The sequence below is a fragment of the Flavobacterium sp. JLP genome (assembly GCF_015350755.1).
Taxonomy (GTDB): Bacteria; Bacteroidota; Bacteroidia; order Flavobacteriales; family Flavobacteriaceae; genus Flavobacterium.
The window spans coordinates 678,203-693,799 of sequence record NZ_JADKPS010000002.1; the positions used below are offsets into that span (position 1 = coordinate 678,203).

Annotated in this window: 15 protein-coding genes; 6 read left to right on the plus strand and 9 right to left on the minus strand. The window is 32.7% G+C overall.

Translation table 11 applies throughout. From position 1 onward, the window contains the following. Window positions 1-189: 189 nt before the first annotated feature. The 3 genes from IRZ83_RS08360 to IRZ83_RS08370 all read right to left on the minus strand — a co-directional run bounded on the left by IRZ83_RS08360 (window position 190) and on the right by IRZ83_RS08370 (window position 3,372). A complete protein-coding gene (locus IRZ83_RS08360; protein WP_029271790.1) occupies window positions 190-2,325 on the minus strand; it encodes a polyribonucleotide nucleotidyltransferase in 2,136 nt (711 codons plus the stop codon). Window positions 2,326-2,486: 161 nt separating this feature from the next. Then, window positions 2,487-2,753, minus strand: a complete 267-nt coding sequence (gene rpsO / locus IRZ83_RS08365; protein ID WP_029271792.1) for a 30S ribosomal protein S15 — start codon at window positions 2,751-2,753, stop codon at window positions 2,487-2,489. 163 nt (window positions 2,754-2,916) lie between these two features. Next, window positions 2,917-3,372 carry a GAF domain-containing protein gene (locus tag IRZ83_RS08370; protein ID WP_029271793.1) on the minus strand — a complete coding sequence of 152 codons (456 nt, stop codon included), beginning with the start codon at window positions 3,370-3,372 and terminating at the stop codon, window positions 2,917-2,919. A gap of 71 nt (window positions 3,373-3,443) precedes the next feature. Here IRZ83_RS08370 and xrtF point away from each other — a divergent pair, with 71 nt between their 5' ends. The 6 genes from xrtF (at window position 3,444) to IRZ83_RS08400 (ending at window position 8,183) form a co-directional block, all read left to right on the plus strand. Beyond that, window positions 3,444-3,980 (plus strand): exosortase family protein XrtF, encoded by a 537-nt coding sequence (gene xrtF / locus IRZ83_RS08375; RefSeq protein ID WP_029271794.1) that lies wholly within the window; start codon window positions 3,444-3,446, stop codon window positions 3,978-3,980. Then, window positions 3,970-4,416, plus strand: coding sequence for an exosortase F system-associated membrane protein (locus tag IRZ83_RS08380; RefSeq protein ID WP_029271795.1), 447 nt, complete (start codon window positions 3,970-3,972; stop codon window positions 4,414-4,416). The genes xrtF and IRZ83_RS08380 overlap by 11 nt, the downstream gene beginning before the upstream one ends. Window positions 4,417-4,460: 44 nt before the next feature. Beyond that, window positions 4,461-4,859 (plus strand): HYC_CC_PP family protein, encoded by a 399-nt coding sequence (locus IRZ83_RS08385; protein ID WP_194568051.1) that lies wholly within the window; start codon window positions 4,461-4,463, stop codon window positions 4,857-4,859. Between the two features lie 116 nt (window positions 4,860-4,975). Next, window positions 4,976-6,982 (plus strand): TonB-dependent receptor plug domain-containing protein, encoded by a 2,007-nt coding sequence (locus IRZ83_RS08390; protein WP_194568053.1) that lies wholly within the window; start codon window positions 4,976-4,978, stop codon window positions 6,980-6,982. Between the two features lie 45 nt (window positions 6,983-7,027). Then, a complete protein-coding gene (locus tag IRZ83_RS08395; RefSeq protein WP_194568055.1) occupies window positions 7,028-7,369 on the plus strand; it encodes a heavy-metal-associated domain-containing protein in 342 nt (113 codons plus the stop codon). 130 nt (window positions 7,370-7,499) lie between these two features. Next, entirely contained in the window at window positions 7,500-8,183 is a 684-nt protein-coding gene (locus tag IRZ83_RS08400) for a DedA family protein (protein WP_029271799.1), read from the plus strand. A 151-nt stretch (window positions 8,184-8,334) separates the two neighbouring features. Here IRZ83_RS08400 and rodA read toward each other — a convergent pair whose 3' ends face one another. The 6 genes from rodA to purH all read right to left on the minus strand — a co-directional run bounded on the left by rodA (window position 8,335) and on the right by purH (window position 15,592). Continuing rightward, a complete protein-coding gene (gene rodA, locus IRZ83_RS08405; protein WP_194568057.1) occupies window positions 8,335-9,570 on the minus strand; it encodes a rod shape-determining protein RodA in 1,236 nt (411 codons plus the stop codon). Between the two features lie 15 nt (window positions 9,571-9,585). Continuing rightward, window positions 9,586-11,550, minus strand: coding sequence for a penicillin-binding protein 2 (gene mrdA, locus IRZ83_RS08410; RefSeq protein ID WP_194568060.1), 1,965 nt, complete (start codon window positions 11,548-11,550; stop codon window positions 9,586-9,588). Continuing rightward, window positions 11,547-12,053 carry a rod shape-determining protein MreD gene (locus IRZ83_RS08415; RefSeq protein ID WP_082447148.1) on the minus strand — a complete coding sequence of 169 codons (507 nt, stop codon included), beginning with the start codon at window positions 12,051-12,053 and terminating at the stop codon, window positions 11,547-11,549. The genes mrdA and IRZ83_RS08415 overlap by 4 nt, the downstream gene beginning before the upstream one ends. After that, the gene (mreC, locus tag IRZ83_RS08420; protein ID WP_194568062.1) at window positions 12,046-12,870 is read right to left on the minus strand and encodes a rod shape-determining protein MreC; all 825 of its coding nucleotides are present in this window, start codon (window positions 12,868-12,870) and stop codon (window positions 12,046-12,048) included. The genes IRZ83_RS08415 and mreC overlap by 8 nt, the downstream gene beginning before the upstream one ends. 111 nt (window positions 12,871-12,981) lie before the next feature. Further along, window positions 12,982-14,010, minus strand: coding sequence for a rod shape-determining protein (locus IRZ83_RS08425; protein WP_008466528.1), 1,029 nt, complete (start codon window positions 14,008-14,010; stop codon window positions 12,982-12,984). Between the two features lie 55 nt (window positions 14,011-14,065). Beyond that, window positions 14,066-15,592, minus strand: a complete 1,527-nt coding sequence (gene purH, locus IRZ83_RS08430; RefSeq protein WP_194568064.1) for a bifunctional phosphoribosylaminoimidazolecarboxamide formyltransferase/IMP cyclohydrolase — start codon at window positions 15,590-15,592, stop codon at window positions 14,066-14,068. Between the last annotated feature and the right edge of the window lie 5 nt (window positions 15,593-15,597).

The following is a 15,597-nucleotide window of genomic DNA, read 5'->3' on the forward strand; positions in this document are numbered from 1 at the left end:
TCAATAAAATGTAAATTAAGTGTTGTTTTTTAGCTTTGGCTGTTTTATTCTAAATAACAGATAAATAGTAATGTTATTTATTAATAAGCGGCATTTTTGAATTTGTAATTTAAGTACAACGAAAAACCCCAATTCAAATATTTGAATTGGGGTTTTCTATGAATAAACCTTTAGTAAACTAAGATCTGATTACTCTTTTTTGTCCTCACGAGGAGGTCTTTGCAAAAGTGCTTTTCTTGACACTTTTTCTTTTTTAGTTTTAGGATCTACACCTAAGTATTTCACTTCAAATACATCACCCATGTTTACAACATCAGTTACGTTTTCAGTGCGTTCCCAAGCTAATTCAGATACGTGTAATAAAACTTCGTTTCCTGGTGCAGCAGTATATTCTACTACAGCTCCAAAATCTAACATTTTAATTACTTTTACTTCGTAAGCTTCACCCATTTGCGGTTTAAAAGTGATTGACTTAATTTTAGCCAATACTGCTTCGATTCCAGCAGGATCTGTACCTAAGATTTCGATAACACCTTGCTCATCAACTTCATTGATTACAATAGTTGTTCCAGTAGCTTTTTGTAATTCTTGAATTACTTTTCCTCCAGGTCCAATTAATGCTCCAATAAAGTTTCCAGGAATAGTTCTGGTAATGATTTTTGGTGCGTGTGCTTTTACGTCAGCTCTTGGTGCAGCGATAGTTTCAGTCAATTTTCCTAAAATATGTAAACGTCCTTCACGTGCTTGCCCTAAAGCTTGCTCCATAATATCATAACGTAAACCATCTATTTTAATGTCCATTTGACAAGCTGTAATACCATCAGCAGTTCCAGTTACTTTAAAGTCCATATCTCCTAAGTGATCTTCATCACCTAAAATGTCAGACAACACAGCAAATTTTTCACCGTCAGTAATCAATCCCATAGCAATTCCAGAAACTGGTTTTACCATTTGAACTCCAGCATCCATCAAAGCCATTGTTCCAGCACAAACTGTAGCCATAGAAGAAGAACCGTTAGATTCTAAAACTTCAGATACAATACGAATTGTGTAAGGACAATCAGCAGGAATCATGTTTTTTAAAGCTCTTTGCGCTAAGTTACCGTGACCAACTTCTCTTCTTGAAGTTCCTCTTAGAGGTTTTGCTTCACCAGTTGAGAAAGGAGGGAAGTTATAGTGTAGATAGAATTTCTCTTCACCTTGTTCAGATGGAGAATCAATTTGGTTAGCTTCTCTAGAAGTTCCTAAAGTTACAGTAGCCAAGGCCTGAGTTTCTCCACGTGTAAATAAAGACGAACCGTGAACTCTTGGCAAGTAATCAATTTCACACCAAATTGGTCTGATATCAGTTGTTTTTCTACCATCTAAACGAACACCTAATTCTAATACTACATTACGAACAGCTTCTTTGTTTGTTTTGTAGAAATATTTAGAAACTAAATCTCCGTCAGCAGCTAATTCTTCTTCAGTAAATAAAGCTTTTACCTCTTCTTTTACTTCAGCAAATGCAGCAGTTCTTTCGTGTTTAGCTGAACCAACTTTTGCAATTGCGTATATTTTATCGTATGCAGCAGCTTTTACTTTTTTGTAAATTTCTTCGTTTTCTTTCTCACCTTCGTAAGTACGGATTTCTTTTTTACCAAAAGCAGCTTGTAAACGTAATTGTGCCTGAATTTGAACTTTAATAGCTTCGTGAGCAAATTTAATTGCACTAACCATTTCAGCTTCTGAAATTTCTTTCATCTCTCCTTCAACCATTGCAACTGAATCCATAGAAGCACCAATCATCATGTCGATGTCAGATTTTGCTAAGTCTTCTCTGCTTGGGTTGATTACAAATTTTCCGTCGATACGTGCAACACGAACTTCAGAAATTAAGTTATAAAAGGGAATATCTGAAACTGCTAATGCTGCAGATGCAGCTAAACCAGCTAAAGCGTCTGGCATAACTTCTTCGTCATGAGACATTAATTGAATCATAACTTGAGTTTCAGCATGATAATCATCTGGGAAAAGCGGACGCAAAACACGGTCTACTAATCTCATTGTTAACACTTCACTGTCGCTTGGGCGTGCTTCTCTTTTGAAGAAACCTCCAGGAAAACGACCAGCTGCTGCAAATTTTTCGCGGTAATCTACTGTTAATGGTAAAAAGTCTACCGCTGGGTTAGCGCTACGAGCTGAAACTGCTGTTGCAAGTATCATCGTGTCGCCCATTCTTACTACTACCGAACCGTCAGCTTGTTTTGCTAAACGACCCGTCTCGATTGTGATGCTTCTTCCATCACCTAAATCGATCTTTTCTACAAATAATTGTGGAATCATAATTTTTCCTTATTGGTTATACAATGGGTTTTAGTTGTGTTGTAGTTGTTGTGTGTAGTTGTTGTTTCTAAAACCCAATGAAAAACCAAACTTTTTTTCTTATAAAATGCTTGTAATGTAAAAACAAAAAGAGGCACTCTCGCACCTCTTTTCTATATTGATTATTTTCTGATATTCAATACTTTGATAATCTCACGATATCTGTTGATCTCTTTCTTTTTCAAGTAATCCAACAAAGCTCTTCTTTTACCTACTAATAGTACAAGTGAACGCTCAGTGTTGTAATCGTGACGATTTTTTTTCAAGTGCTCAGTTAAGTGTGAAATTCTGTAAGTGAACAATGCAATTTGACCTTCTGCGCTTCCAGTATTTGTTGCACTACCGTGTTGAGCGAAAATCTCTTCCTTTTTTTCTTTAGTTAAATACATTCCAATATTATTTAATGATTTTTATGTAGTCGTACATCTTTTGTAAGACGGTGCAAAATTACTACTTTTTTTTGAAAAAATAAATTTAAAGAATGAAAAATTTAGAGATTAAACAATTTAGGCTTAAAATAATCTTTTTTTAATCTTTTAGATGCCTTATTTTTTAAAATAATTTAGCAACCTCCTGATTAACAAACTCTAAAAATCTTTCGTCAGCTTCTGTAAATGGGTCAATTACATGACTGTCGATATCAATCTGGCCAATATTAACTCCATTTACAAATAATGGCACTACGATTTCTGATTTTACAGTAAAGCTGCAGGCAATATAATTGTCTTGGGCTGCTACATCCGGAACTACAAAGTTCGCATTGCTTTCGGCAACTTGACCGCAAATTCCTTTCCCAAAAGGAATAACAGTATGGTCTGTTTCTGCACCAACATAAGGTCCTAAATGCAAAGTTTTGTTTTCGTGATTGGCGAAGTAAAAACCAACCCAATTATAATACTCTACGTTTTCATTTAGTAATTGGCATATTGCTAATAATTTTTCGTCTCTAACAGTATTGATATCAGCTACAATACCGCTTATCTTTGGTTGTAATTCTTGAAATGTCATGATGTAAAAATTTTATACAAAAGTATTTAAAGCTGAACTCAAAAAATACATAAATTTGAAAAAAAATTCCTTTGAAAAAATATTTAGTACAATTTAAACCTTTCTTAATTTTTATAGGCACTTTTTTTTCGGCTTATATCTTGCTTACTTTACTTTATAAGCTCTATCTTAATAGCTATAGTCCAATCGATGTAGACGCAATTACAAACGTAGTTGGCCGCAATGTCGAGCAGTTAATGCATTTTTTTAACTTGGACATCAGAATTGAAAAGGGTTTTGCAGCTCCTTATTTGCTCGTTTTTTATAATGGAGAAATTCCGATCAGAATTGTTGAGGGCTGCAATGCCGTCAGCGTTATTATTTTATTTGTTTCATTTGTTATTGCCTTTTCAGGGAAATTAAAAACCACTTTGTATTTTATTTTATTTGGAGCATTCTTTATTTATGTTTTAAATGTGATCAGAATTGCTTTATTGGCTGTTTTGTTATTTCATTTCCCAGACAAAAGCCATATTTTGCATGGTGTTCTTTTTCCTTTAATTATTTACGGACTTGTTTTTATCTTGTGGATTATTTGGGTTAATAAATTTTCAAAATATGCTAAATAAATTAATAGAGCATAAATTCAAGATTTTGATTGCAATCTCTATTGTAATATGTTTTGGACTTATAAGAGCTTTTGAAATTCAGCTTTTTTACGATCCGTTTCTTGATTATTTTGAAAACGATTACAAAACTTTGCCTTATCCTGAAGTAAATATGTTTAAGCTGTTTTGCGGCCTTTTTTTAAGATATTTTTTAAACACAATTTTATCTTTACTCCTTATATATATATTGTTTAAAGATGTTGAAATTTTTAAGTTCAGTGTTTTTTTATATTTATTTTTTTTCGTGCTGCTTTTCGGGATGTTTTTTATAGTCCTCAACTATTTGCCTAATGATAATTGGCTTCTTTTTTATGTAAGAAGATTTATTATCCAGCCCATATTTGCCTTGTTATTTATTCCTGCATTTTATTATCAGCAACAAAATTTTAAAAAATAGAATAGTATTAAACTTTTTTAAAATCTTTTAGGTAATTTTGCAACATGAATTTAAAGAAGTGCACAGGACTATTTTTAGCTTTTCTGTTGTTGGTTTCCAACATCGGGTTTGCTTTTGATGTGCATTATTGCGGCGGAAAAATTGCTTCTGTTTCTTTAAATACTGCAGCAGTTGCTTCACCAGAAAAAAAATGTTGCGGAGCATCTGAAAAAAAATCTTCTTGCTGCAAAGACAAAGTAGTGCATTTAGAAAAGAAATCAGATAATGCGACTTTCAAAATATTCTTTTTTCAACTTGAATTTCCTGCTGTAATTCAGGAGTTCAAACCAATTGCTTTTTTATCAATTCCAAATTTTAAAAGCAATCAAATTACTTCGTATTATTCAGATGCGAATGCGCCTCCCTTATTCAAATTATATAGTCAATATATTTTTTACTCCTGATTTTAATGTTTAGAATCGAGCAAGTTTTTTTGGCTTGCATTGTGCTGTTTTTCTGTTTCTTATAAAAAGAAATTGCTATAAAACAGTTTTTCTATTTAACATTAAAATCTTTTTTTATGCCAAGAAATATCATGCTTTTCGGTATGATTTTGCTTTCAATATCTGTTTTTTCTCAGGAAGATTTAGAAGAAGTGAAAATTACCAAAAAGCAAAAGGGAATCAAAAAATCCTATACGCTTACTGCCAATACAACTTTAATTACAAGCAAAGAACTGCTTAAAGCTGCTTGTTGTAATTTGGCCGAAAGCTTCGAAACCAATCCTTCAATAGATGTAAATTTTTCGGATGCTTTAACAGGAACCAAACAAATAAAAATGTTAGGTTTAACAAGTCCGTATTTAATGATTACTGAAGAAAACATTCCATCGGTGCGTGGTGCTTCTCAAGCATTCGGATTATCATTTACACCCGGAACCTGGATCGAAAGTGTTCAGATCACAAAAGGAGCCGGAAGCGTTATTAACGGTTATGAAAGCATTTCGGGACAAATAAATACAGAACTTTTAAAACCTTTAAGCGATATTCCGTTCTTTTTGAATGCTTACGGATCTACTGATTCTCGTTTTGAATTGAATACCCATTTCAATAAAAAATTGTCTGATAAATGGGCAACAAGCCTTTTTGTTCACGGAAATACTCGTGTCGCTAAAAACGATATGAATGACGATGGTTTTTTAGATAATCCGTTAGGGAAACAAATCAATGTTTTGAATCGCTACCAGTATTACAATCCAGATAGCGGTTTAGTAAGTTTTATCAATTTCAGATATATGAATGATAAAAAACAAACCGGAGAAGTTGATTTTGATAAAGATACAGATAGAGGAACAACAAATCGATGGGGTTCAGAAATCAACACAGAACGTTTTGATGTTTCTACCAAAATTGGATACGTTTTTCCAGATATGCCTTATCAAAGTATTGGTTTTCAGAATGCTTTCAACAGTCATAATCAAAATTCTTATTTTGGGTTAAATCTATATGATATTAATCAGAACAGCTTTTATTCGAATTTAATTTTCAATTCGATTATTAATAATACAATGCACAAATTCACAACGGGTTTGAATTTTACCTACGATCAATATCAGGAATTTGTGAACGTAAATGATTATAGCAGAATTGATAATTCTGTAGGAGCATTTTTTGAATATACTTATGATAATACAGATAATTTCAGTCTGATTTTAGGTGGTAGAGTAGACAATCATAATCGCTTAGGCTTATTTGTAACGCCCCGCCTGCACATGCGTTACAATCCGTGGAAAGATGCTGTGATTCGTTTTTCTGCCGGAAGAGGAAAACGTTCAGCTAATATTTTTGCAGAAAATCAACAGCTTTTTGCAAGTTCCAGAACTTTTTCAATCTTAGATAATAGCGGAAAAATTTATGGATTGAATCCAGAAATTGCATGGAATTATGGTGTGAGTTTTTCTCAGAAATTCAAAATTTTCAATAAGAATGCCGATATTGGATTTGATTTCTATAGAACTGATTTTCAAAATCAGGCAGTTGTAGATCTAATGCAAAGTCCGCAAGATGTTTTGTTTTATAACTTAAAAGGAAGTTCATTTGCAAATAGTTTTCAATTTGAATTTAACTATGAGCTGATTCATAATTTGAATTTAAGAACAGCCTATAAATATTATGATATTCAAACTGATTATTTGAGAGGAACTTTTCAGCGTCCGTTGCAGGCAAAACATCGTTTTTTAGGAAATCTGGAATACGAAACGGCCTTAAATAATGACAAACAATGGAAGTTTGATTACACTTTTAATTGGTCTGGAAAACAACAATTGCCTTATACAGCTTCTAATCCTGTTGAAGATCAGTTTCCTGATTTTTCACCTTCATATGCTGTAATGAATCTTCAGGTTACCAGAGTTTTTTCGCCTGTTTTTGAAGTTTATATTGGAGGAGAAAACATTGGAAATTATAAACAAGAAAAAGCAATTTTAGGAGCTAATGATCCTTTCGGTCCAAATTTTGATGCTTCAGTTGCTTACGCACCCATTTTTGGACAAATGTATTACGCAGGATTACGATTTAAAATAAAATAACAATACAATATAAATAATAATTTATAACACTAAATAATAGACGAAATGAGAAATTTGATTTTAATCGCTATGATCACTTTTTTAGGATTTTCAGCTCAGGCTCAAACTAAAAAAAATAAAAATTTTAAATATACTACAGAAGTAAATGGAAATTGCGAACAATGTAAAAAGCGCATCGAAAAAGCTGCTTTTGGAGTTCCGGGTGTAAAAACAGCAAATTGGGATATAAGCTCACATCAATTAACTGTTATATTAAACGAAGAAAAATCATCTCCAGCTGACTTAAATGCAGCTATTGCAAAAGTAGGGCATGATACAAAAGAAGTCAAAGCAACTCAGGCAGATTATGATAATTTGCACACATGCTGCAAGTATACAAGAGAATAATTTTTGAAAAAGCCCAAGTTATCCTTGGGCTTTTTAATAGTTAATTTATCTTTAAAATAACATATTTTATTGTGGTTGAAGTAAATTATTGTTACTTTCACAAACTTATACGTGTAACCAAAACATATTTATGAATAATTTTGATTGGACTCAATTAGTCAACCCTGAATTTTATATAACATTAAGTATCGGAGGTTTTCAAATTGGGTTATATATAGTGCTGTTTATAGTTTTTGCTGAGACAGGACTTTTTGCAGGTTTTTTTCTTCCCGGAGACAGTTTGCTTTTTTTATCAGGGATTTACAGCCGCGACTTAATTCAAAATGTTATTTATATTCCGAGTGATTTTATAAACGTTTTTTTACTCTCAACTTTAGTTGGTATAATGGGAGTTTTTGGAAACATGACTGGATATTGGTTTGGAGCCAAAAGCGGTTATTATCTGTTTAAAAAAGAAGATACTTTTTGGTTTAAGAAAAAATATTTACTGCAATCGAAAGACTTTTTTGAAAAGTATGGAGGAAAAGCAATTATCTACGCTCGTTTTCTTCCAATATTTAGAACATTTGCACCAATTATAGCTGGAATTGTTTCAATGGATAAAAAGAAATTTATGTTTTATAATATTCTAAGTTCTTTTTTATGGTCATTTGTATTGATCTTTTCAGGACATTATTTATACGGCGTATTTTTAGAACAAGGTATAGATTTAAAAGAACACATTGAAGTTATAGTAATTGGAATTATCGTAATATCTACATTTCCAGTTTTCTTAAAGCTAATAAAAAAGAGAACAACAGGAGAAAAAATATAAGCATAAAAAAGTCCGAAGCTCAAACTTCGGACTTTTTTATGCTTAATTATAAGTAAATTGTTAGTCTAACACTTAGTCACAAAAATAAATTAGTTCTGTGTAGTTTATTTTCTGCTGCAATTGAATTAAACTTTAATTCTTTTATTTAATACTACCATTCATTTACTTTATTGGCATCCATTTTTAAGAAGATAAACAGCAAAATAGTAAAGCCCCAAAGCCCTGAACCGCCATATGAAAAGAACGGCAACGGAACGCCAATAGTTGGAAAAATTCCGATAACCATTGCGATATTTACAAAAAAGTGAGTGAATAAAATTCCGGCGACGCAATAGCCATAAACCCTACTGAATTTTGTTTTCTGTCGTTCAGCTAAATAAATAACTCTTAAAAATAAGCCTACAAAAAGCGAAATAACAACTAGCGAACCTGCAAATCCCCATTCTTCACCAACTGTTGTAAAAATATAATCGGTATGTTGTTCTGGTACAAAACCTCCTTTTGTTTGAGTTCCTTCTAAGAAACCTTTTCCAAGCCATCCTCCAGATCCAACTGCAATTTCAGATTGATTGGTATTATATCCAATACCTTTCATATCCACACTTTTTCCAAGTAAAATATTAAAACGGTCTCTGTGATGCTGTTTAAATACGTTATCAAAAACATAATCAACAGAAAAAACAAATCCTGATATACCTGCTAATAATATAGCGCTTAATATAATATTTCGATCAACAACTCTGCCTTTAAAATGAATGACTGCCAGTACAATAAACGCAAGTATAATAACGACATATGGTTCTAAAATTAATGTTAGAACAAAGAGTAAAATAGTTATAAAACCAGTCCAAACATACCAAGAAGGCAATCCTTCTCTATAAAGTACAATTATGAAAATGCTGTAAATAAGTGCACTTCCAGGGTCTGGCTGTGGCAAAATCAATATTACAGGCAAAAAAACAATAGCCAGAGCCTGAAATTGCCTATTTATGTCTTTTAGATTAATTTGTGTATCACTTAAATACTTGGCTAAAGCCAATGATGTTGCTGCTTTTGCAAACTCAGAAGGCTGTAAAGTAAAACCTCCAATTGCATACCAGCATCTTTGTCCGGCAATTGTTTTTCCGAAAGCAAATAATCCGATCAGTGATAATAAAGAAACCCCAAAAATTATACTGGCATATTTTTCGTAAAATTTTCCGTCAACAAAAAGTACTATAAAAATTAATGGAATTGTACAGCCAATGAAAATAAGCTGTTTTTGATATGTTCCATCTGTAGATAGTAATGAAGAAGAATAAATGTTCAACCACCCCAATATTACTAACGTAGCATAGATAAAAACGCTTATCCAGTCAATATTATTTTTTACACTTTGATTTTTCATTTGAAATAATCTTTGTTAGTTCTCTTTAGTGGTATCTATTGTTGTTTTTTTAATGTCTGTTTTTGGAACTACTGCCTTTGGAACAATAATTTTAGCTTTCATGACAGAATCTTTAGGAGTTGATTCAATAGCGCTTGCTTCTGTCATTCCCCCTAATTTAGCATATTCGCTTGCTAAACTTTTATTTAAAACTCGAATCTCTAAATCAGTTCTTGAAATTTTCTTTCTAAGATATTTTTCTATCATTAAACTTGCAATTGGTCCTGCTACTGTAGCACCAAAACCTCCATTTTCAATCATAATTGCAATTGCAATTTTCGGATTATCTTTTGGAGCAAAAGCAACGAAGATAGAGTGGTCTTTGAGTTTTGTTCGAACACCGTCAATTTTTGCGTAGTTTTCCGCAGTACCCGTTTTTCCACAAATGTCAATGCCTTCAACTCTTAGAGCGTAAGCAGTTCCTTTGTTGTAAACATCAAATAAACCAGCTATAACAGGAGGAAAATACTTTTTGTCAATTGTAGTTTCATGTCTGGTGGTAAATTTAGCATCAATCTTTTTGCCTTCGATTTTTTTAATGATATGAGGCGTATAGTAATAACCTTGGTTCGCAACAGTTGCCATCATATTAGCTAACTGAATTGGAGTCATTAAAACTTCTCCTTGACCAATAGCGTTTGATACGATAGTAGTACTTCTCCAGCCTCCGTTAGGGTATATTTTTTTGTAAGTTTTAGAAGTCGGAATGTTTCCTTTTTTACCAGTTGGTAAATCATATCCCATAAATTGTCCTAAACCAAAACTTTTTACGTGACCGCTCCAGACATCTACAGCTTGACCCGGATCTTTGTATTTGTTGATGGTCAACATATACGACTGTGCAAAATAGGTATTACAGGAGTTGTAAATTCCATTATTTAACTGGTGCGGACCAAATCCGTGGCATTTCATGAAACGACCTCTACCATAGCTAAAACCATGATGGCACATAAAAGTAGTCTGCTCATTAATAACACCTTCTTGAAGCGCAACTAAACCGGTTAAGATTTTAAATGGCGATCCTGGAGGATACTCTGCTAAAAGTCCCCTGTCGTATAATGGCTTTGCAATCGAGTCATGATACAAAAGCGTATAGTTTTTAGATCTTTGTCTTCCAACTAAAATTCCAGGGTCGTAAGATGGAGCCGTAACAAGTGCTAAAATTTCGCCAGATTTTGGCTCAATTGCAACAATTCCTCCTCTTTTGTTTATCATTAATTCTTCGCCATATTTTTGAAGTTCAGCATCAATTGTTAAGTTAATGTCTTCTCCGGCAACAGCGATAGTATCGTATTTTCCTTCTTTATAAGAACCTATTTCACGGTTGTATTTGTCTTTTTGAATGTATTTTACACCTTTGATACCGCGTAAAACTTCTTCATAGCTTTCTTCAACACCTTGTCTTCCAATTAAATCTCCACTATTGTAGTACGGATTTTTTGCAATTAGTCGTTCGTTAACCTGCGTGATAAATCCGAAAATGTTTGCGCCATAGTCTACCTCGTAATCACGAAGTGATCTTTTTTGGAAATAAAAGCCTTCAAATTTTCTGATTTTTTCTTGAAAGGCAGCGAATTCGCTTTTGTTCAATTGAGATAAAAACACAGAAGGTAAACGTGGGCTGTATACTCTCGCTTTTGCAACTCTTTTTTCGTAATCTTCTTTTGTGATGTTTAATAAAGCACAGAATTCATTAACGTTCAAATCTTCTTTGATATCTTTAGGAATAACCATGATATCATAAGAAGCTTGATTGGCAACTAATAATTTGCCATTTCTGTCATAGATATAACCTCTTTCTGGATAGTCATACTGTTTCTTTATTGCATTGTTCTCTGATTTTAACTTGAATGACTCGTCTACAATTTGCAAATAAAATACCCTCATCACAAGCAAAGATGCTGCGACGATAATTAAAGAGGGCAGCAGAACTTTTCTCATCGTTTATTTGGCTTAATAAGGTAAATTATTATAATTGAAGTGATTATCGTGAATATCGAGCTAAACAAGGTTCGAAGCAAAATATCCCAAATGAACTTAAATTGAAATGCTTCAAGTACAAATAATATGATATGATGCAATAAAACTGAAACTAAAATGAATGAAAATCGCTCAGGCGTTAACGATTCGTTTAGTTTAATAGTTTGATATTCGTAACTTAATCCAAATGAAAATTTAAAAATATACGGTCTGTAATAGGCGAGTATTACGCAAGATGTTGCATGAATTCCTCCCGAATTACAAAACATATCCATTGTAAGTCCAAGCAAGAAACTTGAAAAAATCAAACCTGATCTATTACTGTTTACTGGATAAAGAATTATATATAGAATATACGGAAAAGGGCTTATGTACCCTAAGAAATTCATATTATTGAAAATAACAATCTGAATTGCTAGTAACATAATAAATCGAAAAATATTGACTAACAATGCGCTATTCATCTTTTTCCTTTTTTTCTAAATTAATAAGTTCTTCTCTGTCTTTACTCTTAATGATATAAACGTGACCAAGATTTGTCATATCGTTAAACAACTTAACTTTTATAACATAATAACTTGTACCCTCTTTTTTGAACACTATATCCACCGTGCCTATGTTAATTCCTTCTGGGAATATTACAGACTGACCACCTGTAACGATTGTGTCTCCTTTTTTTACAGAAGCTAGCCTAGGAACGTCTTCTAATTGAACAAATCCTGTGCTTTTTCCATCCCACGTTAATGACCCAAAGTGATTAGATTTTTTTAGTTTCGCATTAATCTGCGACTTCATATTCAAAATGCTTATTACTGTTGAGTATCTTGGCGAAGTGTTATCAATAACTCCTATAATTCCTAAACTGTTTATTACTCCCATATCTGGTTTAACTCCTTCATTTGCTCCAGAATTTAAAGTAATATAATTTTCGTGTCTATTGTATGAGTTATGAATTACTTTCGAAACAACAATATCTGCAGGTTTTACTCCTTTTATGCTGTCTGGCAACGGTGCTTTTGCAGTGTCTTCTTTATTGAATAAAAGACTTTTTAATCTTGCATTTTCAAGTATAAGTTCGTTGTTTTCAGTTCTTAAATTTAAATATTCATTTACATGATTAATTCTTTCATAAACACCTCCACTTAAAAAATTAGCAGAACTGATTACTTTGCTTCTATGAAATGAATGTGACTGAATTGTGAGAGCCAACGAGATACCTAAAAGCAGCAAAAACAGCAATCGATTGCTGTTTCTTATAATAAAATTAAAAATTTGCTGCATTTCTTGTTCGGTTATTTTGTTTCAGGATATGCTTATGTTTTCAAATTTTATTAGAGTTAAATGATTGTAATTTAACTCTAATAAAAAAATATTGATTTGTTATTTTTGATCTTATTTTATTAAGATGCTTTTAAATTTTGCAATGTTTTTAAGTGCCATTCCAGTTCCACGAACTACTGCTCTTAACGGATCTTCAGCTATATAAACTGGTAAATCGGTTTTTTGAGAAATACGTTTGTCTAGGCCTCTCAACATAGATCCACCACCAGCTAAATAAATACCTGTGTTGTAAATATCAGCAGCTAATTCAGGAGGAGTTTGAGATAAAGTTTCCATTACTGCATCTTCAATACGTTGTATTGATTTGTCTAATGCTTTTGCAATTTCACGGTAAGAAACATCTACTTGTTTTGGTTTACCAGTAAGTAAATCTCTACCTTGAACTGACATGTCTTCTGGAGGACCGTCTAAATCTTCTATAGCGGCTCCTATCTGAATTTTTATTTTTTCAGCAGTACTTTCTCCAACAAAAAGGTTGTGTTGCGTACGCATGTAATAAACGATATCATTTGTAAAAACGTCACCTGCAATTTTTACAGATTTGTCACATACAATTCCGCCTAATGCGATAACAGCAATTTCAGTTGTACCACCTCCAATATCGACAATCATATTTCCTTTTGGCTGCATGATATCGATACCAATACCAATTGCAGCTGCCATGGGCTCATGAATCAAGTAAACTTCTTTTCCATTTACTCTTTCACAAGATTCTTTGACAGCTCTCATCTCAACTTCAGTAATTCCAGATGGAATACATACTACCATTCTTAACGCTGGAGTAAACATTCTTTTTTTCAAAGCTGGAATGCTTTTAATGAACATATTGATCATTTTTTCTGAAGCATCAAAATCGGCAATTACACCATCCTTCAAAGGCCTTATGGTCTTGATGTTTTCATGCGTTTTACCTTGCATCATATTGGCTTCCTTACCAACAGCAATAATTTTGCCTGATACTCTATCACGTGCAACGATAGATGGACTATCAATAACAACTTTATCATTATGTATGATTAAAGTGTTTGCGGTACCAAGGTCTATCGCGATATCCTCAGTCATGAAATCAAAAAATCCCATAAGTTTTTTAGGGGTTTAAAATGTTATAAATAATTATCGAACAAAGTTAAACAAATTAATGTTTAAAATGACGTGTTCCTGTAAATACCATTGCAAGATTATTTTCGTTGCAATAATTTATACTTAATTCGTCTTTTATTGAACCTCCTGGCTGAATTACTGCTGTAATTCCTGCTTTTTTGGCTAATTCTACACAATCCGGAAAAGGGAAAAATGCATCACTTGCCATTGAAGCACCGGTTAAATCAAATCCAAAAGCTTTTGCTTTATCTACAGCTTGTACTAAAGCATCAACTCTTGATGTCTGACCCGTTCCTGATGAAATTAATGTTCCGTTTTTAGCAAAAACAATCGTATTTGATTTTGTGTTTTTGCAAATTTTTGAAGCAAATATTAAATCTTCTATTTCCGAAGCAGTAGGTTCTGTAATAGTAACGGTTTTTAAATGCTCTTTAGTATCTGTAATATTATTTCTATCCTGAATTAACAAACCATTAAGACAAGTTCTTACTTGTCTTGAAGGTAATTCAACTTCATTTTGAACTAATATAATTCTATTTTTCTTTTCTTGCAAGACGGTAATCGCTTCATCATCGTAAGCTGGAGCAATTACAACTTCACAGAATAATTTGTTGATTTCCTGCGCTGTAGCCAAATCAATTTTAGTGTTTGCAATCAAAACTCCGCCAAATGCAGAAGTAGGATCGCAAGCTAATGCTGCTAAATAAGCTTCGCTGATTGTTTTTCTTGAAGCTAAACCGCAAGCATTGTTGTGTTTTAAAATTGCAAATGTTGGTCCGTCAGTTTTAAACTCATTTATTAAGTTTACAGCTGCATCAACATCCAACAAGTTGTTGTAAGATAACTCTTTTCCGTGAACTTTTTTAAACATTGCATCAAAATCTCCAAAAAAGAATCCTTTTTGGTGTGGATTTTCTCCATATCTTAAAACTTGACCATCTGCAATACTTTCTTTGTAGATAGTTTCGTCTGTATTGAAATAATTAAAAATTGCACCATCATAATGAGATGAAACATGAAATGCCTTTGTAGCAAGCAGTCTTCTGTTTTCAAGAGTTGTTGCTCCATTTTGTTCTGTAATCAAATCTAGAAGCAGGCTGTATTCGTTAACCGAAGCCACAATTACAGTGTCTTTGAAGTTTTTTGCACCAGCGCGAATTAATGAAATACCGCCAATATCAATCTTTTCAATTATATCTTGTTCGCTTGCACCTGAGGCAACAGTTTTTTCAAAAGGATATAAATCAACAATCACTAAATCAATCTGAGGAATATCAAATTCCTTCATTTGCTGTACATCACTTTCGTTATCTTGACGGTTTAAAATTCCGCCAAAAATTTTCGGGTGAAGCGTTTTTACTCTTCCTCCAAGAATTTCAGGAAAAGAAGTAATATCTTCAACAGGAACTACGGGAATTCCAAGGTTTTTTATGAAATCTTCAGTTCCTCCAGTCGAGTAAAGTGTTACATTTTGTTCGTGCAATTTTCTAACGATTGGCTCTAGTCCATCTTTCGAAAAAACAGATATTAATGCTGATTGTATTTTTTTTGTTGTGCTCATTGTGT

Excerpts from the sequence above, each read along its gene's own strand:
- IRZ83_RS08360 (WP_029271790.1), bottom strand. The coding sequence starts at position 2,325 with ATGATTCCACAATTATTTGTAGAAAAGATCGATTTAGGTGATGGAAGA.
- rpsO (WP_029271792.1), bottom strand. The coding sequence starts at position 2,753 with ATGTATTTAACTAAAGAAAAAAAGGAAGAGATTTTCGCTCAACACGGT.
- IRZ83_RS08370 (WP_029271793.1), bottom strand. The coding sequence starts at position 3,372 with ATGACATTTCAAGAATTACAACCAAAGATAAGCGGTATTGTAGCTGAT.
- IRZ83_RS08380 (WP_029271795.1), top strand. The coding sequence starts at position 3,970 with ATGCTAAATAAATTAATAGAGCATAAATTCAAGATTTTGATTGCAATC.
- IRZ83_RS08385 (WP_194568051.1), top strand. The coding sequence starts at position 4,461 with ATGAATTTAAAGAAGTGCACAGGACTATTTTTAGCTTTTCTGTTGTTG.
- IRZ83_RS08390 (WP_194568053.1), top strand. The coding sequence starts at position 4,976 with ATGCCAAGAAATATCATGCTTTTCGGTATGATTTTGCTTTCAATATCT.
- IRZ83_RS08395 (WP_194568055.1), top strand. The coding sequence starts at position 7,028 with ATGAGAAATTTGATTTTAATCGCTATGATCACTTTTTTAGGATTTTCA.
- IRZ83_RS08400 (WP_029271799.1), top strand. The coding sequence starts at position 7,500 with ATGAATAATTTTGATTGGACTCAATTAGTCAACCCTGAATTTTATATA.
- rodA (WP_194568057.1), bottom strand. The coding sequence starts at position 9,570 with ATGAAAAATCAAAGTGTAAAAAATAATATTGACTGGATAAGCGTTTTT.
- mrdA (WP_194568060.1), bottom strand. The coding sequence starts at position 11,550 with ATGAGAAAAGTTCTGCTGCCCTCTTTAATTATCGTCGCAGCATCTTTG.
- IRZ83_RS08415 (WP_082447148.1), bottom strand. The coding sequence starts at position 12,053 with ATGAATAGCGCATTGTTAGTCAATATTTTTCGATTTATTATGTTACTA.
- mreC (WP_194568062.1), bottom strand. The coding sequence starts at position 12,870 with ATGCAGCAAATTTTTAATTTTATTATAAGAAACAGCAATCGATTGCTG.
- IRZ83_RS08425 (WP_008466528.1), bottom strand. The coding sequence starts at position 14,010 with ATGGGATTTTTTGATTTCATGACTGAGGATATCGCGATAGACCTTGGT.
- purH (WP_194568064.1), bottom strand. The coding sequence starts at position 15,592 with ATGAGCACAACAAAAAAAATACAATCAGCATTAATATCTGTTTTTTCG.